General features: G+C 71.7%; 16 protein-coding genes and 1 tRNA gene. 6 read left to right on the plus strand and 11 right to left on the minus strand.

The window, feature by feature from the left end:
• Positions 1-11 precede the first annotated feature (11 nt).
• Positions 12-581 (minus strand): DUF7311 family protein, encoded by a 570-nt coding sequence (locus ACFQMF_RS09020; RefSeq protein ID WP_256409857.1) that lies wholly within the window; start codon positions 579-581, stop codon positions 12-14.
• A 69-nt stretch (positions 582-650) separates the two neighbouring features.
• Positions 651-1,295 carry a DUF7310 family coiled-coil domain-containing protein gene (locus ACFQMF_RS09025; RefSeq protein ID WP_256409856.1) on the minus strand — a complete coding sequence of 215 codons (645 nt, stop codon included), beginning with the start codon at positions 1,293-1,295 and terminating at the stop codon, positions 651-653.
• 74 nt (positions 1,296-1,369) lie between these two features.
• Here ACFQMF_RS09025 and ACFQMF_RS09030 point away from each other — a divergent pair, with 74 nt between their 5' ends.
• Positions 1,370-2,449, plus strand: coding sequence for a tubulin/FtsZ family protein (locus tag ACFQMF_RS09030; RefSeq protein WP_256409855.1), 1,080 nt, complete (start codon positions 1,370-1,372; stop codon positions 2,447-2,449).
• Positions 2,450-2,528: 79 nt separating this feature from the next.
• The gene (locus ACFQMF_RS09035; RefSeq protein WP_256409854.1) at positions 2,529-3,236 is read left to right on the plus strand and encodes a phosphoglycerol geranylgeranyltransferase; all 708 of its coding nucleotides are present in this window, start codon (positions 2,529-2,531) and stop codon (positions 3,234-3,236) included.
• A 619-nt stretch (positions 3,237-3,855) separates the two neighbouring features.
• Here the strand turns inward: ACFQMF_RS09035 and ACFQMF_RS09040 are convergent.
• Positions 3,856-4,485, minus strand: a complete 630-nt coding sequence (locus ACFQMF_RS09040; protein WP_256409853.1) for a riboflavin synthase — start codon at positions 4,483-4,485, stop codon at positions 3,856-3,858.
• A gap of 112 nt (positions 4,486-4,597) precedes the next feature.
• Here ACFQMF_RS09040 and ACFQMF_RS09045 point away from each other — a divergent pair, with 112 nt between their 5' ends.
• The gene (locus tag ACFQMF_RS09045) at positions 4,598-4,882 is read left to right on the plus strand and encodes a DUF7533 family protein (protein ID WP_256409852.1); all 285 of its coding nucleotides are present in this window, start codon (positions 4,598-4,600) and stop codon (positions 4,880-4,882) included.
• A 15-nt stretch (positions 4,883-4,897) separates the two neighbouring features.
• On the opposite strand, the gene ACFQMF_RS09050 is transcribed toward ACFQMF_RS09045, so the two are convergent.
• The 5 genes from ACFQMF_RS09050 to ACFQMF_RS09070 form a co-directional block, all read right to left on the minus strand.
• Complete coding sequence (locus ACFQMF_RS09050) at positions 4,898-6,319, minus strand: M24 family metallopeptidase (protein WP_256409851.1); 1,422 nt, start codon at positions 6,317-6,319, stop codon at positions 4,898-4,900.
• Complete coding sequence (locus ACFQMF_RS09055) at positions 6,316-8,160, minus strand: UvrD-helicase domain-containing protein (protein WP_256409850.1); 1,845 nt, start codon at positions 8,158-8,160, stop codon at positions 6,316-6,318. Before ACFQMF_RS09055 ends, ACFQMF_RS09050 begins: the two co-directional genes overlap by 4 nt.
• An 85-nt stretch (positions 8,161-8,245) precedes the next feature.
• A complete protein-coding gene (locus ACFQMF_RS09060) occupies positions 8,246-8,404 on the minus strand; it encodes a DUF7563 family protein (RefSeq protein WP_008002314.1) in 159 nt (52 codons plus the stop codon).
• An 88-nt stretch (positions 8,405-8,492) separates the two neighbouring features.
• Positions 8,493-8,675 carry an HVO_0416 family zinc finger protein gene (locus tag ACFQMF_RS09065; protein WP_092565639.1) on the minus strand — a complete coding sequence of 61 codons (183 nt, stop codon included), beginning with the start codon at positions 8,673-8,675 and terminating at the stop codon, positions 8,493-8,495.
• A gap of 219 nt (positions 8,676-8,894) precedes the next feature.
• Positions 8,895-9,437 (minus strand): CDP-2,3-bis-(O-geranylgeranyl)-sn-glycerol synthase, encoded by a 543-nt coding sequence (locus ACFQMF_RS09070; protein WP_092565637.1) that lies wholly within the window; start codon positions 9,435-9,437, stop codon positions 8,895-8,897.
• A 104-nt stretch (positions 9,438-9,541) separates the two neighbouring features.
• On the opposite strand from ACFQMF_RS09070, the gene ACFQMF_RS09075 reads away from it, so the two are divergent.
• Both ACFQMF_RS09075 and ACFQMF_RS09080 read left to right on the plus strand, forming a co-directional pair.
• Positions 9,542-10,381, plus strand: a complete 840-nt coding sequence (locus ACFQMF_RS09075; RefSeq protein WP_256409849.1) for a proline dehydrogenase family protein — start codon at positions 9,542-9,544, stop codon at positions 10,379-10,381.
• Positions 10,382-10,508: 127 nt separating this feature from the next.
• Entirely contained in the window at positions 10,509-11,213 is a 705-nt protein-coding gene (locus ACFQMF_RS09080; RefSeq protein ID WP_256409848.1) for a DUF502 domain-containing protein, read from the plus strand.
• 64 nt (positions 11,214-11,277) lie between these two features.
• On the opposite strand, the gene ACFQMF_RS09085 is transcribed toward ACFQMF_RS09080, so the two are convergent.
• The 3 genes from ACFQMF_RS09085 to ACFQMF_RS09095 all read right to left on the minus strand — a co-directional run bounded on the left by ACFQMF_RS09085 (position 11,278) and on the right by ACFQMF_RS09095 (position 14,194).
• On the minus strand, positions 11,278-12,207 hold the full coding sequence (locus ACFQMF_RS09085; protein WP_256409847.1) for a branched-chain amino acid transaminase: 930 nt from the start codon (positions 12,205-12,207) through the stop codon (positions 11,278-11,280).
• 431 nt (positions 12,208-12,638) lie between these two features.
• On the minus strand, positions 12,639-13,427 hold the full coding sequence (ribB, locus tag ACFQMF_RS09090; RefSeq protein WP_256409846.1) for a 3,4-dihydroxy-2-butanone-4-phosphate synthase: 789 nt from the start codon (positions 13,425-13,427) through the stop codon (positions 12,639-12,641).
• The gene (locus ACFQMF_RS09095) at positions 13,427-14,194 is read right to left on the minus strand and encodes a CTP-dependent riboflavin kinase (RefSeq protein ID WP_256409845.1); all 768 of its coding nucleotides are present in this window, start codon (positions 14,192-14,194) and stop codon (positions 13,427-13,429) included. Before ACFQMF_RS09095 ends, ribB begins: the two co-directional genes overlap by 1 nt.
• 257 nt (positions 14,195-14,451) lie before the next feature.
• Here ACFQMF_RS09095 and ACFQMF_RS09100 point away from each other — a divergent pair.
• A tRNA-Ala gene (locus tag ACFQMF_RS09100) sits at positions 14,452-14,523 on the plus strand.
• Positions 14,524-14,570: the final 47 nt, after the last annotated feature.

The raw sequence follows: 14,570 nt of genomic DNA on the forward strand, positions 1-14,570 counted from the left end.
CATATAAGCGCTCACCCGATCCTGGCGATCCGGACTGTCGGTCCGCCGTCGTCGACGAGGCGGAGGACCAGCCGGCTCTCGCCGCCCGGCCGGAGCGCGATCGCTCCCCCGTCGACCGCGACGGTCGCGTCCGCGACCCCCGGCGCGATCTGGACGGTCCGCTCGCGGCCGCCGTCGATCCGGTACCGGAGCGCGACGCTCGCTTCCGTGTCGTCGACCGTTGCCGCCGCCTCCGCGGCGTCCGTCGCCGTCGCCTCCGCTTCCGCGGCGTCCGTCGCTCCCCGTTCCGTCGTCGTCGAGCCGCTCTCGTCGACGCCCCCGGTCTCCACGAGCGCGACGCCGTCGACCGGCGCGGCCGCGAACCCGCTCGGGACCCGGACGGTCAGGGTCGTTCGCGCGGCGAGCGCGGGGTCCGCGACGCTCACGGAGCCCGCGGTGAGATCGCCGACGACGCGCTCGATCCGGTCCACCTCCGTGTCGAGCCGTTCGACGGTCGTGCTCGCCCTGGCGTCTTCGAGCGCCGGCGCCGCCGCCGCGAGGAGGGCGACGGCGACGAGGACCGTGAGCACGACGCGGATCACGGATCCCGCGTCCCTCCCGCCGGGGCCCCGTTCCGAGGCACCGCCTCCGAACCCGTCGGACGGCCCGCGTTACAGCGACTCACGGAGTCGGTCCAACGGCCCGTCTCGCCACGATCCGTCCGCCTCCCCGTCGGACTCGACGGCCTCCGGGTCGGAGGCTCCTCCCCCGTCGCCCCGATCGGGGGCACCTCTCGGAGCGGCGGCGTCCTCGGGGACGGCGGCGTCGAGCGCCGCCTCGCCCGGGACCGCCTCGCTCGGGGACGCGTCTCCCGAGACCGCGTCGCCTGGACCGGCGCCGTCCGGGTCCGCGCCGGCGCGGTCGGCCTCGCTCCGCGGTGCGGTCTCCGCGGCGGCGTCCCCGCCGCAGCTCGCCCTCGCCAGCGCGAGGTCGGCCCGGCGTTCGACCTCGCGGTTGACGGCCCGGATCGACCCCACGTACCCCCTGATCGCCTGCGTCGCGGCCTCCAGCTCCTCGACGCGCGATTCGAGCTCGGCCACGCGCGACTCCAGCGCCTCGCGTTCCGCCGCGGCCGCGGCGCTGTCCCCGAGGTCCGCGACGGCGGCGTCGGACTCCGTCACGGCGCGCTCGACCGCGCTGAGGCGCTCGTCGAGTCGGTCCTCGATCCGCGGGTCCCCCCGTCCGTCGGTTCCGGCGGCGTGCGATCGCTCTCCGCGGTCCGGGCGCCGACGCCCGTCGTCGGTGGCGTTCGACATGTCGCCCGTTGGGCCCGATTTCGCACTTAAACTCGGGGGAAGGCGTAATACGTCGGATCCGGTATCCACCGATCATGAAGACAGTCCTCCTCGGCGTCGGGCAGGCGGGCGGGAAGCTCGCGACCGCCCTCGCCCGGTTCGACGCCGACGCCGGCTACGGCGCGGTGCTCGACGCGCTCGCGGTCAACACGGCCGCGGCGGACCTCGATCCCCTCCCGCTCGACGCGGTCCTCGTCGGGCAGTCGCGGGTGAACGGCCACGGCGTCGGCGGCGACAACGAGCTCGCCGCCGACGTGATGGACGAGGACGCGACCGAGGTGCTGGACGCGCTCGCGCCGAAGGTGACCGCGGAGGCCGAGGCGCTGTTCGTGGTCGCCGGGCTCGGCGGCGGCACCGGCTCCGGCGGCGCGCCGGTGCTCGTCCGCGAGCTGAGCCGGGTGTACGACGTGCCGGTGTACGCGATCGGAATCCTCCCCGGCCGCGACGAGGGCGCGATGTACCAGGTGAACGCGGGACGCTCGCTGAAGACGCTCGTCCGCGAGGCGGACGCGACGCTCCTGCTCGACAACGACGCGTGGCGCTCCGCGGGCGAGTCGGTGGAGGGCGGCTACGCCGCGATCAACGAGTCGATGGCGCGGCGCGTCGGCCTCCTCCTGGCCGCCGGCGAGGCGGTCGAGGGCGTCGGCGAGTCCGTCGTCGACACGAGCGAGGTGATCAACACGCTTCGGGCCGGCGGAATGGCGGCGGTCGGGTTCGCCTCGGCGCCGGCCGCCGAGGACGCCGAGGAGAACGTCGCGACCGTGATGAGTACCGTCCGGAGCGCGGTGATGACGGGCATGTCGCTCCCGAACGCGACCGACGCCGACGCCGCCCTCGTCGCCGTCGCCGGCGACCCGGACCGGATCTCCCGGAAGGGCGCGGAGAAGGCGCGCAAGTGGCTCCAGGAGGAGACGGGGTCGACGCAGGTGCGCGGCGGCGACTTCCCGCTCGACTCCGACCGGATCGCGGCCCTCGTGCTGCTCGGCGGCGTCGAGCGCTCCCGCCGGGTCGAGGCGTTCCTCGAACGCGCCCGGCAGGCGGTCCGCGACGAGGCGGAGGAGCGGGTCGACCCCGCGTCCGCGTTCGACAACGACGAGCTCGACGACCTGCTGTGAGCGGCGCGGGGTTCGCCGAGGGACGGACGACGAGGCAGGTTCCGCACCTTTTTGGTGCCGCCCGGTGGAGTCGTTGCCGATGAGTAACCCGTGGGACGACTGGGACCACGTGCTGAAGGTCGATCCCGACAAGGAACTGCGGGACGGCGAGACCTTCGAGGACGTCTGCCGCACCGGCACCGACGCGATCGAGATCGGCGGGACCCTCGACGTCACCGCGGAGAAGATGACGCGCGTCGTCGACGCCGCGGCCGAGTACGACGTCCCGCTGTACCAGGAGCCGTCGAACCCCGGCGTCGTCATCGACTCGCCCGCGCTCGACGGCTACCTGATCCCGACGGTGTTCAACGCCGGCGGCCCGTTCTGGATCACGGGCGCGCACAAGGAGTGGGTCCGCATCGACGACCTCGACTGGGACCGGACCCACACCGAGGCGTACATCGTCCTCAACCCCGACGCCGCGGTCGCGGAGGTGACCGACGCGAACTGCGACCTCGCGGCCGACGACGTGGGCGCGTACGCGAAGGTCGCGGAGCGCATGTTCGGCCAGGAGATCGTCTACGTCGAGTACTCGGGCACGTTCGGCGACACCGAGAAGGTGGCCGCCGCCCACGACGCGCTCGACGACGCCACGCTCTTCTACGGCGGCGGAATCTCGGACTACGAGTCGGCCAACGAGATGGCCGCCCACAGCGACGTGATCGTCGTCGGCGACCTGCTCCACGACGAGGGCGTCGACGCCGTCCGCGAGACGGTGAACGGGGCGAAGGACGCGCACGACGACTGACCACCTCTTTCTCGTCGGGTTCCTTCGCTCACTTCGTTCGCTTCTGGAACCTCTCCTCGAAAAACCTGGAGGGAAAAATCCGACGGCTCGGCGTTCGCCTCGCCGTCGGTGAACCGCTCGCTTCGCTCGCGGATGCTCTGTGCGGGGGACAGTCGATCCGCCGGACTGAGCGGACCGTCGATGCGGCCGGCGCGTGCCTGTGAGCGGCCGCCCCCGGCGGCCGCGAGTCAGCACGCGCGAGGGAGTCGCTGGCGGCGCCAGTCGCCAGCGACAGGGCGAGAGCGAAGCTCTCGCTTGCAACCGGACGTAGTCCGGTGACGAGGCTGGGGAGGCGTGAGGTGCTGTGCGGTGCCGTGCGGGGCGGGACTCAAAGGGGCAGTCGCGAGGGCGAAGGCGCGCGACGCAAGGACCGCAGGAACGAGCGAAGCGAGTGACGAGGAGCGCAGCGAGCGCACCGAGCCCTCGCGGCTGGGGCTTTGGAGGTGTTCGCCGCCGATCCGTAGACACCGGTTTATAAAAGAGCGACTGATTGTTTGACGGAGTCCACTGCGGTCTCGGCCCCGGAATTACACGGCCGATCTACCCGAGGTTTCGAATCGCCGCCTCGCCATATCACCTCTCAGGCGTACCCCTCCAGCATGTTCTCGACGTACTTCGCGATCACGTCGACCTCTAGGTGGACCGGGTCGCCGACCGACTTCTTCGAGAGCGTCGTCAGCTCGTACGTCGTCGGGATGATCGCGACGTCGAACTCCGCCTCGCGCTTCTCCGCGACCGTCAGCGAGATCCCGTCGAGCGTCACCGACCCCTTGTCGACGAGGTAGTCGGCGTGGCCCTCGGGAATCGCGAAGGTGAACCGCCAGTCCTCGCCGACGCGCTCGATCCCCGTCACCTCGGCGACGGTGTCGACGTGGCCCTGCACGACGTGGCCGTCGAACCGCCCGTCGGCGGGCATCGCGCGCTCGACGTTGACGGCGTCGCCCTCACCGACGTCGCCGAGGTACGTCTTCGCCACCGTCTCGCTCGCGAGGAACACCTCGAACCAGCCGTCGGCGCCTCCCTCGTCGGTGCCGTTCGCGTCGGCGCCGGTATCGTACTCCTCGACGGTCAGGCAGACCCCGCTGACGCTTATCGACTGGCCGTGGTGGAGGTCGTCGAAGCCGTCGACGCCGATCCGAAGCCGGAGCCCGTCCTCGGTCTCGGTCCGCTCGCGGACGGTCCCGGTGCCCTCGACGATGCCGGTGAACATACCGGAACTGGGCGCGCGCGACACATATCGGTTCGGTGTTCGGCCGACCTCTCGGCGCCCGTTCCCCTCCCTCCCGCGCCCCTTTTGAACGCCCGGCGCCAACCCGCCGCCAATGAACCTCGGGCTGACCGACATGATCGGGCTGGCGGCGTCGCTGGTCTTCGCGCTGCCGCTCGCGAACTACGCCGTTATCCGGCTGTTCGCCGGCGAGGTCGCGCTCGGCGCCGGGCTGCTCGTCGTCGCCGTCGCGATGGTCGTCCTCCCCCAGTACTTCCTCGACCCGGGCCGGATCCTCCGCGGGCTGATCTCGGGACTGCTCCCGCGACAGCTCCGGGGCGAGGACGCCGCCGAGGCGGACGCGACCGATTCGGCGCCGACGGATGCATCGGAGAAGTGAGTCGCGCCGCGCTCCCTACCGCTCTTCCGGCACGATTCCGAACGGATACTCCGCGAGGAGCTCGTACCCGTCCTCGGTGACGACGACGAGGTCCTCCAGCCGCACGCCGCCGACGTCCGGGTCGTAGACGCCGGGTTCGACCGTCACGACGTGTCCCGATCGCAGCTTGCCTGCCCCCCCTGCCGACAGCGACGGCGACTCGTGGAGGCTCACGCCCACGCCGTGACCGGTGCCGTGCGTGAACCCCGCCTCGCCCTCGCCGGCGTTCGGATCGAAGCCGTAGGCGGCCAGCTCGGCGGCCGCCTCGCCGTGGACGGTCTTCGCCGGCACGCCGGGCTCGACCTCCGCGAGCGCGGCCTCGCGGGCGGCCTCGACCGCGACGTACGCGCGGCGCTCCCAGCCGCCGTCGCCGTCGACGACGAACGTCCGGGTCAGGTCCCCGTAGTAGCCGTCGGGGCCGCGCGGCGAGATGTCGAGCAACACCGTCTCGCCCGGCCGGACCGGCTCGTCGCCGACGTAGTGGAGGTCCGCGGCCGACGGGCCGGCGCCGATCACGGTGTTGCCGGCGTCGCGGACGCCGCGGGCGGCGAGGACCGCGTTCGCCTCGCGCCGGAGCCGCTCGGTCGTCAGGGGGGCGCCCGCCCACCGGAGGATCGGTCTCCCCGCGTCGCCCTCGTCGACCTCGCTGCCCGCCAGCACGGTCTCCGCGCGCGCCATCCCCGCGGCCGCCGCGCGCTGGACGCGGCGGAGGCGGTCGAGCTCCGCGCCGGTCTTCCGGGCCCGCGTCGTCGTCACCGCGTCGGTCGACGCGAGCGCGTTCCCGGCGCGTTCGAGGTAGACGGCGGCGTCGTGGGGGACCGCGGGCGGGACGAGGAGGGTGCGGTCGGCGGCGCCGTCGGCGTTCGACCCGCCGTCGCCGTTCGAACCCTCGTCCTCCGTCGCGTCGCCGTCGCCGAGCAGCGCCGCGACCGCCGCGGCCGCGCGTTCCCCGGCGTGGTCGCCGACGCTCTCGGTCCGGACCTCGCGGGCGACGCCGTCGTGGAAGCCGGCGTCGCCGTCGCTCTCACCGTCGCTTCGAGCGCGCGCGCTCCCGACGAACTCCCGCTCGGCCTGCTCGGCGAAGAGGCTCGGCGGGCAGCAGACGGCGCGGGCAACCGCGCCGCGGCCGCCCGCGCCGTCGCCGTCGCGGTCCTCGTCGTCGCCCTCGGCCCCGTCCTCCGGAACCACCACCAGCGCGGACGCTCGGTCCGGGCCGGAAAAGCGCGTGAGGTACCGCACGTCGTCGTCGAAGCGGTCGCCGACCGCGACGAACGCGTCGGCGTCGGCGGCCGCGACGGCCTCGGCGATCGGGGTGAGGTCGGTTCGGAGGGGTCGGAGCCGGCGGTCGCCTCCGGCGAGCGCGGCGTCGCCGCCGTCCCCCTCGCCCCCGTCGCTCACGGCTCCGGTTCGGGGACCGCCAGCTCGGCCTGGACCTCCTCGACGAGCTCCTCGGGGGTCTCGTCGCGGAGCTCGTTGAAGAGGAGGACGCTGATCGGGAGCGTCGGCGCCCCGCCGATGAGGCTCTCCATGATCACGAGCCGCTCGCGGGCGCGGGACATCCCGACGTAGAACACCCGGCGCTCGTTGTCCGTGAGGACGGGGACGGGGCTCGTCGCCTTCGTGAACTCGTCGACGCCGTCGACGTCGGTCGGGTCGTCGATGGAGGCCGCCATCTGCTCGACGACCTTCTCCGTGAGGTCGGTCGCGACGAACACGTGGTCCGCCTCGCGGCCCTTCGCGGAGTGGATGGTGCCGACGCGGACGCGGGTCGGGTCCGTCTCCCCGTAGTCGCCGTCGAAGTACGCCCCCATCGACTTGCGCTGGAAGCTCGTCACCTTCCGGACCATGTCGTCGGCGCTCGCGGTGTCCGGCATGAAGGGGATGTGGTCGTCGAGCTCGTCGGGCGTCACCTCGATCAGGGAGACGTCGTCGGCGTCGGCGGCCTCCTCGCGGTCGTCGAGGAAGTCGTAGAACTCGTCGCGGTCGTGGGTGCCGAACGCGGAGTCCTGGAGCATGTCGGCGAGCCGCCGGGCCTCCAGCCCGTTCACGGGATCGCCCGCCTCCGCCTTCTCGACGGCGCTGACGTAGTCCTGCACGCGGTCGGTCCACATCCGCCCGTCGGTGAGCATCGTGAACGGGATCCCGTGGTCGATGAACTCGTCGATGAAGTCGAACATCTGGTACCGCGCGCGGAACAAGCACATGATGTCGCCCTCGTCGTCCTCGACCGTGTACCGGACGTTCCGGACGAGCTCGATCATCGACGGCGCCTGGATCGCCTCGACGGTGCCGCCCTCCTTGCGCGGGTGGAGGTCCTTCTCCTGGCGCTTGTCGATGTGGCGGATCTCGGCGTTGACGACGTTGAGGATCTCGGAGGGGAGCCGGTAGGAGTTCGGGAGGACCACGTCCTCGTCGACCTCGGTGTCCAGCAGGAGGTCGGGGTCGGCGCCCTGCCACGCGTAGACGACCTGGTCGTCGTCGCCGGCGATGAGCACCTTCTCCATGTGCGGGCGCCACTCCTCGAAGACGTTGTACTGCAGCGTCGTGATGTCCTGGAACTCGTCGATGATCAGGTAGTCGACGCTCGGGACGAGCGAGCGCTGCGCGACGCGTTCGAGCATGTCCGCGAAGCCGACGAGGTCGTTGTCGCCCTTGTAGCCGCGCCACGCCCGGATCGTCTCGGGGATGTCGATCCGGTCGTCGTCGGAGGGCCACGTCGGGGTGTACTTGTTCCCCTGCTGGGCGTTGGGGTCCTCCTCGGGCGGCAGCCGGACCTCCTCGACGTTCCACTGGAAGGGCACGTCGTACCAGTCGGCCACGTCGCGCTCGGTGCGCTGGAGCCACTGCGAGGTGGCGATGATCTTGTTGCCGATGGTCGTCGACCGCGCGGTCCGGCGGCCGGCGCCGCCGTGCTGGTCCTCGAACTCGATGCCGTACTCCTCGCAGAACGCCTCCTTGTCGTCCTCGCCGACGACGTCGCCGCGCGACAGATCGAGCAGCTCGTACGCCTTCGCGTGCATCGTGCTCACGTTCCCCTGGAGGCTGCGCGGGGAGACGTCGAGCCGCTCCGCGAGGCGCTCGCGGATCTCGGCGGCGGCCGCGCGCGTGTACGAGACGACGAGGACGTCGCGGATATCGGCGTCGTCGTCTTCGAGAATCCCTTCGACGCGGTCCAGGAGCGCCGTGGTCTTCCCGCTGCCCGGACCGCCGAACAGTCGCGTCACCGTGGGATCGGTCATTGTCTACCCGTGATCCCGGTTCTCCTTAAACGCCGTGGCTCGGGGCCGCTCCGGTCGGAACCCAGCGATCGCCTCCGTCGACGGGTCAGTTGCTTCGGGTCGCGCGGGCCTCCCGAACGTCGGCGCCGTCGCGGACGAGGTCCTCGCAGGCGGGGCAGACGCGAGGGCGGTCGACCTCGTTCGGGGTGAACACCCGAACGTAATCGGTCGTGACGAACGAACCGCAGTTCTGGCAGGTCGGCATGGTCGACTGTATCGATTGATCCCACATAATGCTGCCGCCGAGTCTAGGCGAAAGAAAACCGCTAATCCCCCCTGCGCCGTCGTCGGCGTCAGGTCGGGCGCCAGTCGCAGACGTCACACCGCGCCGTTCCCTCGGGGTGGAGTGCACCGCACTCCGGACACTGGAGCTTGTTATAGGATCGCTCCCAGCGTACGATCTCCGTCTCGTGGCCGCGGTCGGAGAGGAACTCGTCGAGCACGTCGTCGTCCGAGCTGGGTGCACTACTAGACATGCGTGTGAACGAATACCACGCGAACATAAATATCTTCTCACCGTTCCCGTCAGTCCGGAGAAACGTCGACGCGCGATCGGTCGTCGCGAGGAAATCGGCCGGATCGGTCGGTTCCGTCGATTCTACCAGTTCCATCGGTTTCGTCGGCTTCGCCGGCTCCGTCGGATCCGGCGGCGCCCTCGGCCGCTCGGCCTCGCGGCCGGTCGCGGCCGCGCTCCCTCACCACGGCTCGTCCTTCAGGCCGAGGAGGTAGGCGCCGACGTTCGTGACAACGTGGAGGACGGGCGTCATCACGAGGACGGCGGCGAGGACGGCGGGCGTGAACGTCGCCAGCGCCCAGTCGGTGTCGACGACGGCGACGGCCGCGAGCGCCCCGACGACGAAGTCGAGCTGGTCCAGCCCGGGGAACGCGGCGCCGCGCTCGCGGCCGGAGCGCCGCTTGAGGAAGGAGGCGCCGATGTCGCCGCACATCGCGCCGAACGCGAGCGCGACCGCCGCGGGGAGCGCGAACGTCGGGAGGTCGACCCCGAGCGCGGCGCTCGCGGGGTCGTTGAGGCGGTTGAGCGCGAGCGCGAGGGCGACGCCGACGAGGGTGCCGACCGCCGTGCCGCGCCACGTCTTCCCGTCGCCGAGCAGGCGCGCCCCGCGCCACTCGCGGCCGCCGTCGATGGGGCGGCCGCCGCCGGCGAGCACCGCGGCGTTGTTGGGCACGTACGCGGGGACCATCGCCCAGAACGCCGTCGCGACGAGCGAGCCGATCATACGCGGTGGACAGGCGTCGGCGATTTATAAACCACGGATCCGCGCCGGACGGGGCCGGCCCTCGGCTCGGCAACAGTGAAGTCGCCGCCGCCCCCATCTCGGGTATGCTCCCCCCGATCGCCCGGCGGTTCGTCGCCGGCGAGAGCGTCCCGGAGGCCCTCGACCACGTCCGCGCGTGCAACGAGGACGGGATCGCCGTCGTCGTCAACCTGCTCGGCGAGCACTACGACGACCCGGCGGCCGCCCGCGCCGACGCCGACGCGTATCTCTCTCTGCTCGACGACATCGCCGACAGCGGCCTCGACGCCCGGATCTCGGTGAAGCCCTCGCAGATCGGGCTCGACGCCTCCGCCGAGCTCTTCGAGGAGCACTACCGGGAGATCGTCGCTCGCGCCGACGCGCTCGACGCCTTCGTCTGGTGCGACATGGAGGGCGCCGACACCACCGACGACACCCTCGACGCCTTCGAGTCGATCGCGGCCGAGTACCCGTGGCGCGTCGGGCAGTGCGTCCAGTCGAACCTCAGGCGCACCCGCGACGACCTCGACCGCCTCGTCGACGTCCCCGGGGCGATCCGGCTCGTGAAGGGCGCGTACGACGAGCCGGCGTCGGTCGCGTACACGGACGGGGCCCGCGTCGACGAGGCGTACCGCGAGGACCTCCGCGTCCTCTTCGAGCACCGGGACCGCGGCGTCGCCGTCGGCAGCCACGACCCGGCGATGATCTCGCTGGCGGACCGGCTCGCCCGGGACCACGGTACCGACTACGAGGTCCAGATGCTGATGGGGGTCCGCGAGGACGCCCAGCGCGACCTGGCCGCGCAGGGCGTCGACGTGGTCCAGTACGCGCCGTTCGGCGACAAGTGGCTCTCGTACTTCTACCGGCGCGTCCGCGAGCGCAAGGAGAACCTGACGTTCGCGCTCCGGGCGGTCGCCGGCCGGTGACGGTGGCGGCGAGCATTTCAGGTCGCTCGCCGGTGGCGACGACGAGCGTTCCGGGTCGCCGGCTGGTTCCGGGTCGCCGACGCGTGGAAGCCCTCTTAAGCGTCGCCGCCACATACCAACTCGACAGATGTCCACGTGGAAACGCGACTTCGCCAGCGGGCTCATCGTGCTGGCGCCCCTCCTCGTCCTCCTCCTCGTCATTCAGTGGATCTACCGTTACATCGCCTCGATCCCCCTCATCGAGGGGCTCCAGCCGGCGATCATCCCCGGCCCGCTGGAACCGGTCTCCCGCGTGGTCATCGCGCTCGCGGTGTTCGCCACCGTCGTCCTCGCGGTCGGCTACTTCATGCGGACGACGTTCGGCCGGCTGGCGGAGTCGGCCGTCGACGGCGCGATCAACCGGATCCCCGCGCTGCGCGTGGTGTACAACGCCTCCAAGCTCGCGATCGAGACGGCCGTCTCCGGGACCGACGAGCTCCAGAGCCCGGTGTACATCGAGACGTGGCCCGGGATCCGCATGACGGCGTTCCGCACCGGGAAGAAGACCCGCGACGGGAAGATCGTCTTGTTCATGCCGACGGCGCCGAACATCACCACCGGCTTCGTCATCGAGGTCGAGCCGGAGCGCATCGAGGAGACCGGCGAGACGGTCGAGGAGGGGATGACTCGCGTCCTCTCGGCGGGCTTCGCCGAGTCCGCCCACCAGGTCCCCGTTCAGGAGGAGCGTCCGCCCGAGGGCGACGCCGACCGCCCGGGCGGGGTCGGCGGCGTCCGCACCGACGGCACGCCCGGACAGACGGAACGCCCTCCGACCGACGGCGAGACCGACTGAGCGCGGTGCGCCGCGGTGCGCCGCGAATCGCGGTTTCCCGCGGGTCGCGGTGCGCCGTGAACCGCTACACGTAGGCGAACCACTCGTCGTGGTCGTCGGTCCGCCGCTCGACGAGGTCGAAGAAGGCCTGCTGGAGCTCCTCGGTCACCGGTCCCCGGGTGCCCGCGCCGATCTCGGTGTCGTCGACGGAGCGGATCGGGGTGACCTCGGCCGCCGAGCCGGTGAAGAACAGCTCGTCGGCGGTGTACAGCTGTCCCCGAGAGATGACGGCCTCGTCGTGGACCTCGTAGCCGCGCTCCTCCGCGAGCGTGATGACGGTGTCGCGGGTGATCCCTTCGAGGATGGACTGCGCGGGACCGGTGGTGTAGATCTCGCCGTCGTTCACCATGAAGATGTTCTCGCCCGGTCCCTCGGCGACGTTCCCCTCCTTGTTGAGGACGATCGCCTCGACGTAGCCGTTCCGCCGGGCCTCCTCGCCCGCGAGCATGGAGTTGACGTAGAGGCCGGTGGTCTTCACGTTCGTCGGCACCTGCGAGGAGGCGTGCTTCCGCCACGAGGAGACCATCACGTCGACGCCGTCTTCGAGGGCCTCCTCGCCGAGGTACGCCCCCCACGGCCACGCCGCGAGCACGAGGTCGGTCGGGCAGTCCTTCGGCGAGACGCCCAGCGAGTCGTACCCGTAGTAGGCGATCGGCCGGATGTACGCGGAGTCGAGGTCCTGCCGGTCGAGGAGTTCGAGGGTCGCCTCGGTGATCTCCTCGCGGGAGTGCTCGATGTCCATGTCGTACATCTTCGCGGAGTCGAACAGCCGGTCGAGGTGTTCGTCCCAGCGGAACACCGCCGGCCCCCGCTCGGTGTCGTAACAGCGGACGCCCTCGAACACGCCGCTCCCGTAGTGGAGCGCGTGGGTCAGAACGTGGGTGGTCGCGTCCTCCCAGTCGAGGAACTCCCCGTTCTTCCAGATCGTGTCGACGTCCATCTCGTCGAATCCCATGGTTCGTGGTTGCGGCCGGCGGTCTTAAAACTGTAACAACCGACCGGGTCCGTCGCGAGGAATGGAGTTTCGATTCCTCCAACGGGACAACGACAAACACTTCCAAAGCCCCAGCCGGGAGGACCTCCGAACGTCGTTCCTGCTCGCTTCGCTGCGCGGGCTGCGACGTTCGTGGTCCCGCTCGCGCTGCTCGCGGGACTCGCGCGGCTCGGTGCGCTCCTCGCTCGCATTGCTCGCTGCGGTGCTTCCGTCGCCGGGCTTCGCCCTCCCGGCTGCCCCTTTGAGTCCCACCCGCCCCGCACCGCAGCCTCACGCCTCCCCAGCCTCGCGGTTCGCGCTCTGCGAGCGCTCACCGCGTCCCTCGCACGTGCTGGCTCGCGGTCGCCGGGGGCGACCGCTCGCAGGCGCGCGCCGACCGCAGCGGCGGTCGATTACTTCAGCGCCTCGACGAGGGCGGCGCCCTCGACGTAGGGGATGCCGCGGCGGGCCGCGTAGGCGGCGGCGTCCGCGGGCGCGAGCGCGTCGCCGGTCTCGTCGTCGAGCATCTCGCAGACGACGGCGGCGGGCGCGGCGCCCACGGCCTCGGCCATCGCGAGCCCGAGCTCGGTGTGTCCGGTCCGGCCGCCGAGCCCGTCGCGGTCGCCGCGCAGCACGTGGACGTGGCCGGGCGCGCGGAACTCCGCGGCGAAGTCCTCCGGCCCGTAGCCGGTCGGATCGTCCCGCACGCGGTCGGCCGCGCTCGCGAGCTCGGAGACGGTCCGCGCCCGGTCCGCGTCGGTGATCCCGGTGAACGTCTCGCGGTGGTTCACGGGGAGGGAGAAGGAGGAGCGGTCGTCGTAGTCGGGGTCGTCGTCGACCGCGGGGTGGTCGATGGCGTCCGCGAGGAACGGCAGGTCGAACGCGTCGCCCACGGCGTCGCTCACGGCCACGCAGATCAGCCCGCCGGCGTCGTTGCGCATGTGCGCGACCGCGGCCTCGTCGACCGCCCCGGCGGGGTAGACGATGTCCGTCTCCCCCTCGCGGTCCGCGAAGTCGTGGACGCAGACCGGGTCGCCGGCGCGGAAGGCGGCGAGCGCGCGCTCGACCGACTCGGACGCGTCGGCCGCGTCACCCGCTTTGCCCGCCTCGCCCTCGGTGGTCGCCCCGCCGTCGGCCGTCGCCCCGGCGTCGCCTCCCGGGGCCACCTCGGCGTCCCCGTCGGCGTCGACGTCGGCGCGCATCAGGCCACCTCCGTCTCCCGGTCCTCGCGGTCGGGGGCCTCGCTCTCGGCGGGGTCGTCGGCGCGGCTCGTCGCGCTCACCCGGACCTCGACCTCGTCGCCGTCGTCGAGGTCGAGCTCGTCGCGGAGCCGGTCGGGGGCGATCAGCTCTAGCTGGTCGTCGTCGTGGTGGGTCCGGTCGGGGACGATCGCGTGGACCGACTCGTAGCGCTCGTCGCCGGCGACGAGGGTGACGCCGTAACACGAGGCCGCGCCGTAGGTGCGGTCCTCGTCTTCCCACGCGTCGATGGGGACCGCCTCGATCCCGGCCATCTCGCCGCGCCGCCGGACGCTCTCCTCGCTCAGGTCGACGTTGAGCGTGCCCGGGAACGGCTCGTAGCCGAGGCGCTCGCGGAACTGCTCGGCGTAGCCCGGCAGGGTGATGTAGTGGCGCCCCTCGCCCATCCCGCCGGTGACGGCGCCGCGGAGGACGAGCTCCACCTCGCTCTCGAACAGCCGGCGGTAGTCTGCGTACTCCGCGCGGAGGGCCGCCTCGCCCGCGTCGGTGACGCGCACCCACTGGCCGTCGCCGACCACGTCGCGCTCGATGTAGCCCGCCGATTCGAGGGTCTGGAGCCGCCGGGACGCCGTCTGCGTCGAGGCGTCGAGGCGGTCGCCCAGCGCCGCGCACGACACCTTCGTCTCGGTCAGGCCGCCGACGAGCCCGACGTGTTTCAGGGCCGCGATCGCGGCCGGGTCGGGGTCCGCCGTCGCCGTCGCTTCTGCCATGCCCGGATCTGGGTCGTCCGCACGCAAAAGGGTAACGAATGTGGGATGCGTCCCAAAAACGTTAATCTGGTTTAGGCTCGGTTTGATGGCCACCGGGCGGATCGTTTCGACTGCACATCGGGCGGGCGGCTATCTAATTCCGTCGGTATCGGCGGCCTTCGTCGCGAGCCGCGGCGCCCGCCGTCGCCTGCGAACCACCCGCGTGCGGGTCGTCGAAAGGTAAGGTACAAATACGAACGGCGATTGATTCCGGGTGCGGGCTCGTAGATCAGCGGCAGATCGCTTCCTTCGCAAGGAAGAGGCCCGGGGTTCAAATCCCCGCGAGTCCATCTGAATTTTACTCGACTCCGCAGGACCAGAGAGTCGGGTCTCGCGC

The organism is Halorubrum rutilum, assembly GCF_042665015.1.
Lineage (GTDB): Archaea > Halobacteriota > Halobacteria > Halobacteriales > Haloferacaceae > Halorubrum > Halorubrum rutilum.

Coding starts and splice junctions, on each gene's coding strand:
- ACFQMF_RS09025 (WP_256409856.1), bottom strand. CDS start 1,295: ATGTCGAACGCCACCGACGACGGGCGTCGGCGCCCGGACCGCGGAGAG.
- ACFQMF_RS09030 (WP_256409855.1), top strand. CDS start 1,370: ATGAAGACAGTCCTCCTCGGCGTCGGGCAGGCGGGCGGGAAGCTCGCG.
- ACFQMF_RS09035 (WP_256409854.1), top strand. CDS start 2,529: ATGAGTAACCCGTGGGACGACTGGGACCACGTGCTGAAGGTCGATCCC.
- ACFQMF_RS09040 (WP_256409853.1), bottom strand. CDS start 4,485: ATGTTCACCGGCATCGTCGAGGGCACCGGGACCGTCCGCGAGCGGACC.
- ACFQMF_RS09045 (WP_256409852.1), top strand. CDS start 4,598: ATGAACCTCGGGCTGACCGACATGATCGGGCTGGCGGCGTCGCTGGTC.
- ACFQMF_RS09055 (WP_256409850.1), bottom strand. CDS start 8,160: ATGACCGATCCCACGGTGACGCGACTGTTCGGCGGTCCGGGCAGCGGG.
- ACFQMF_RS09060 (WP_008002314.1), bottom strand. CDS start 8,404: ATGCCGACCTGCCAGAACTGCGGTTCGTTCGTCACGACCGATTACGTT.
- ACFQMF_RS09065 (WP_092565639.1), bottom strand. CDS start 8,675: ATGTCTAGTAGTGCACCCAGCTCGGACGACGACGTGCTCGACGAGTTC.
- ACFQMF_RS09070 (WP_092565637.1), bottom strand. CDS start 9,437: ATGATCGGCTCGCTCGTCGCGACGGCGTTCTGGGCGATGGTCCCCGCG.
- ACFQMF_RS09075 (WP_256409849.1), top strand. CDS start 9,542: ATGCTCCCCCCGATCGCCCGGCGGTTCGTCGCCGGCGAGAGCGTCCCG.
- ACFQMF_RS09080 (WP_256409848.1), top strand. CDS start 10,509: ATGTCCACGTGGAAACGCGACTTCGCCAGCGGGCTCATCGTGCTGGCG.
- ACFQMF_RS09085 (WP_256409847.1), bottom strand. CDS start 12,207: ATGGGATTCGACGAGATGGACGTCGACACGATCTGGAAGAACGGGGAG.
- ribB (WP_256409846.1), bottom strand. CDS start 13,427: ATGCGCGCCGACGTCGACGCCGACGGGGACGCCGAGGTGGCCCCGGGA.
- ACFQMF_RS09095 (WP_256409845.1), bottom strand. CDS start 14,194: ATGGCAGAAGCGACGGCGACGGCGGACCCCGACCCGGCCGCGATCGCG.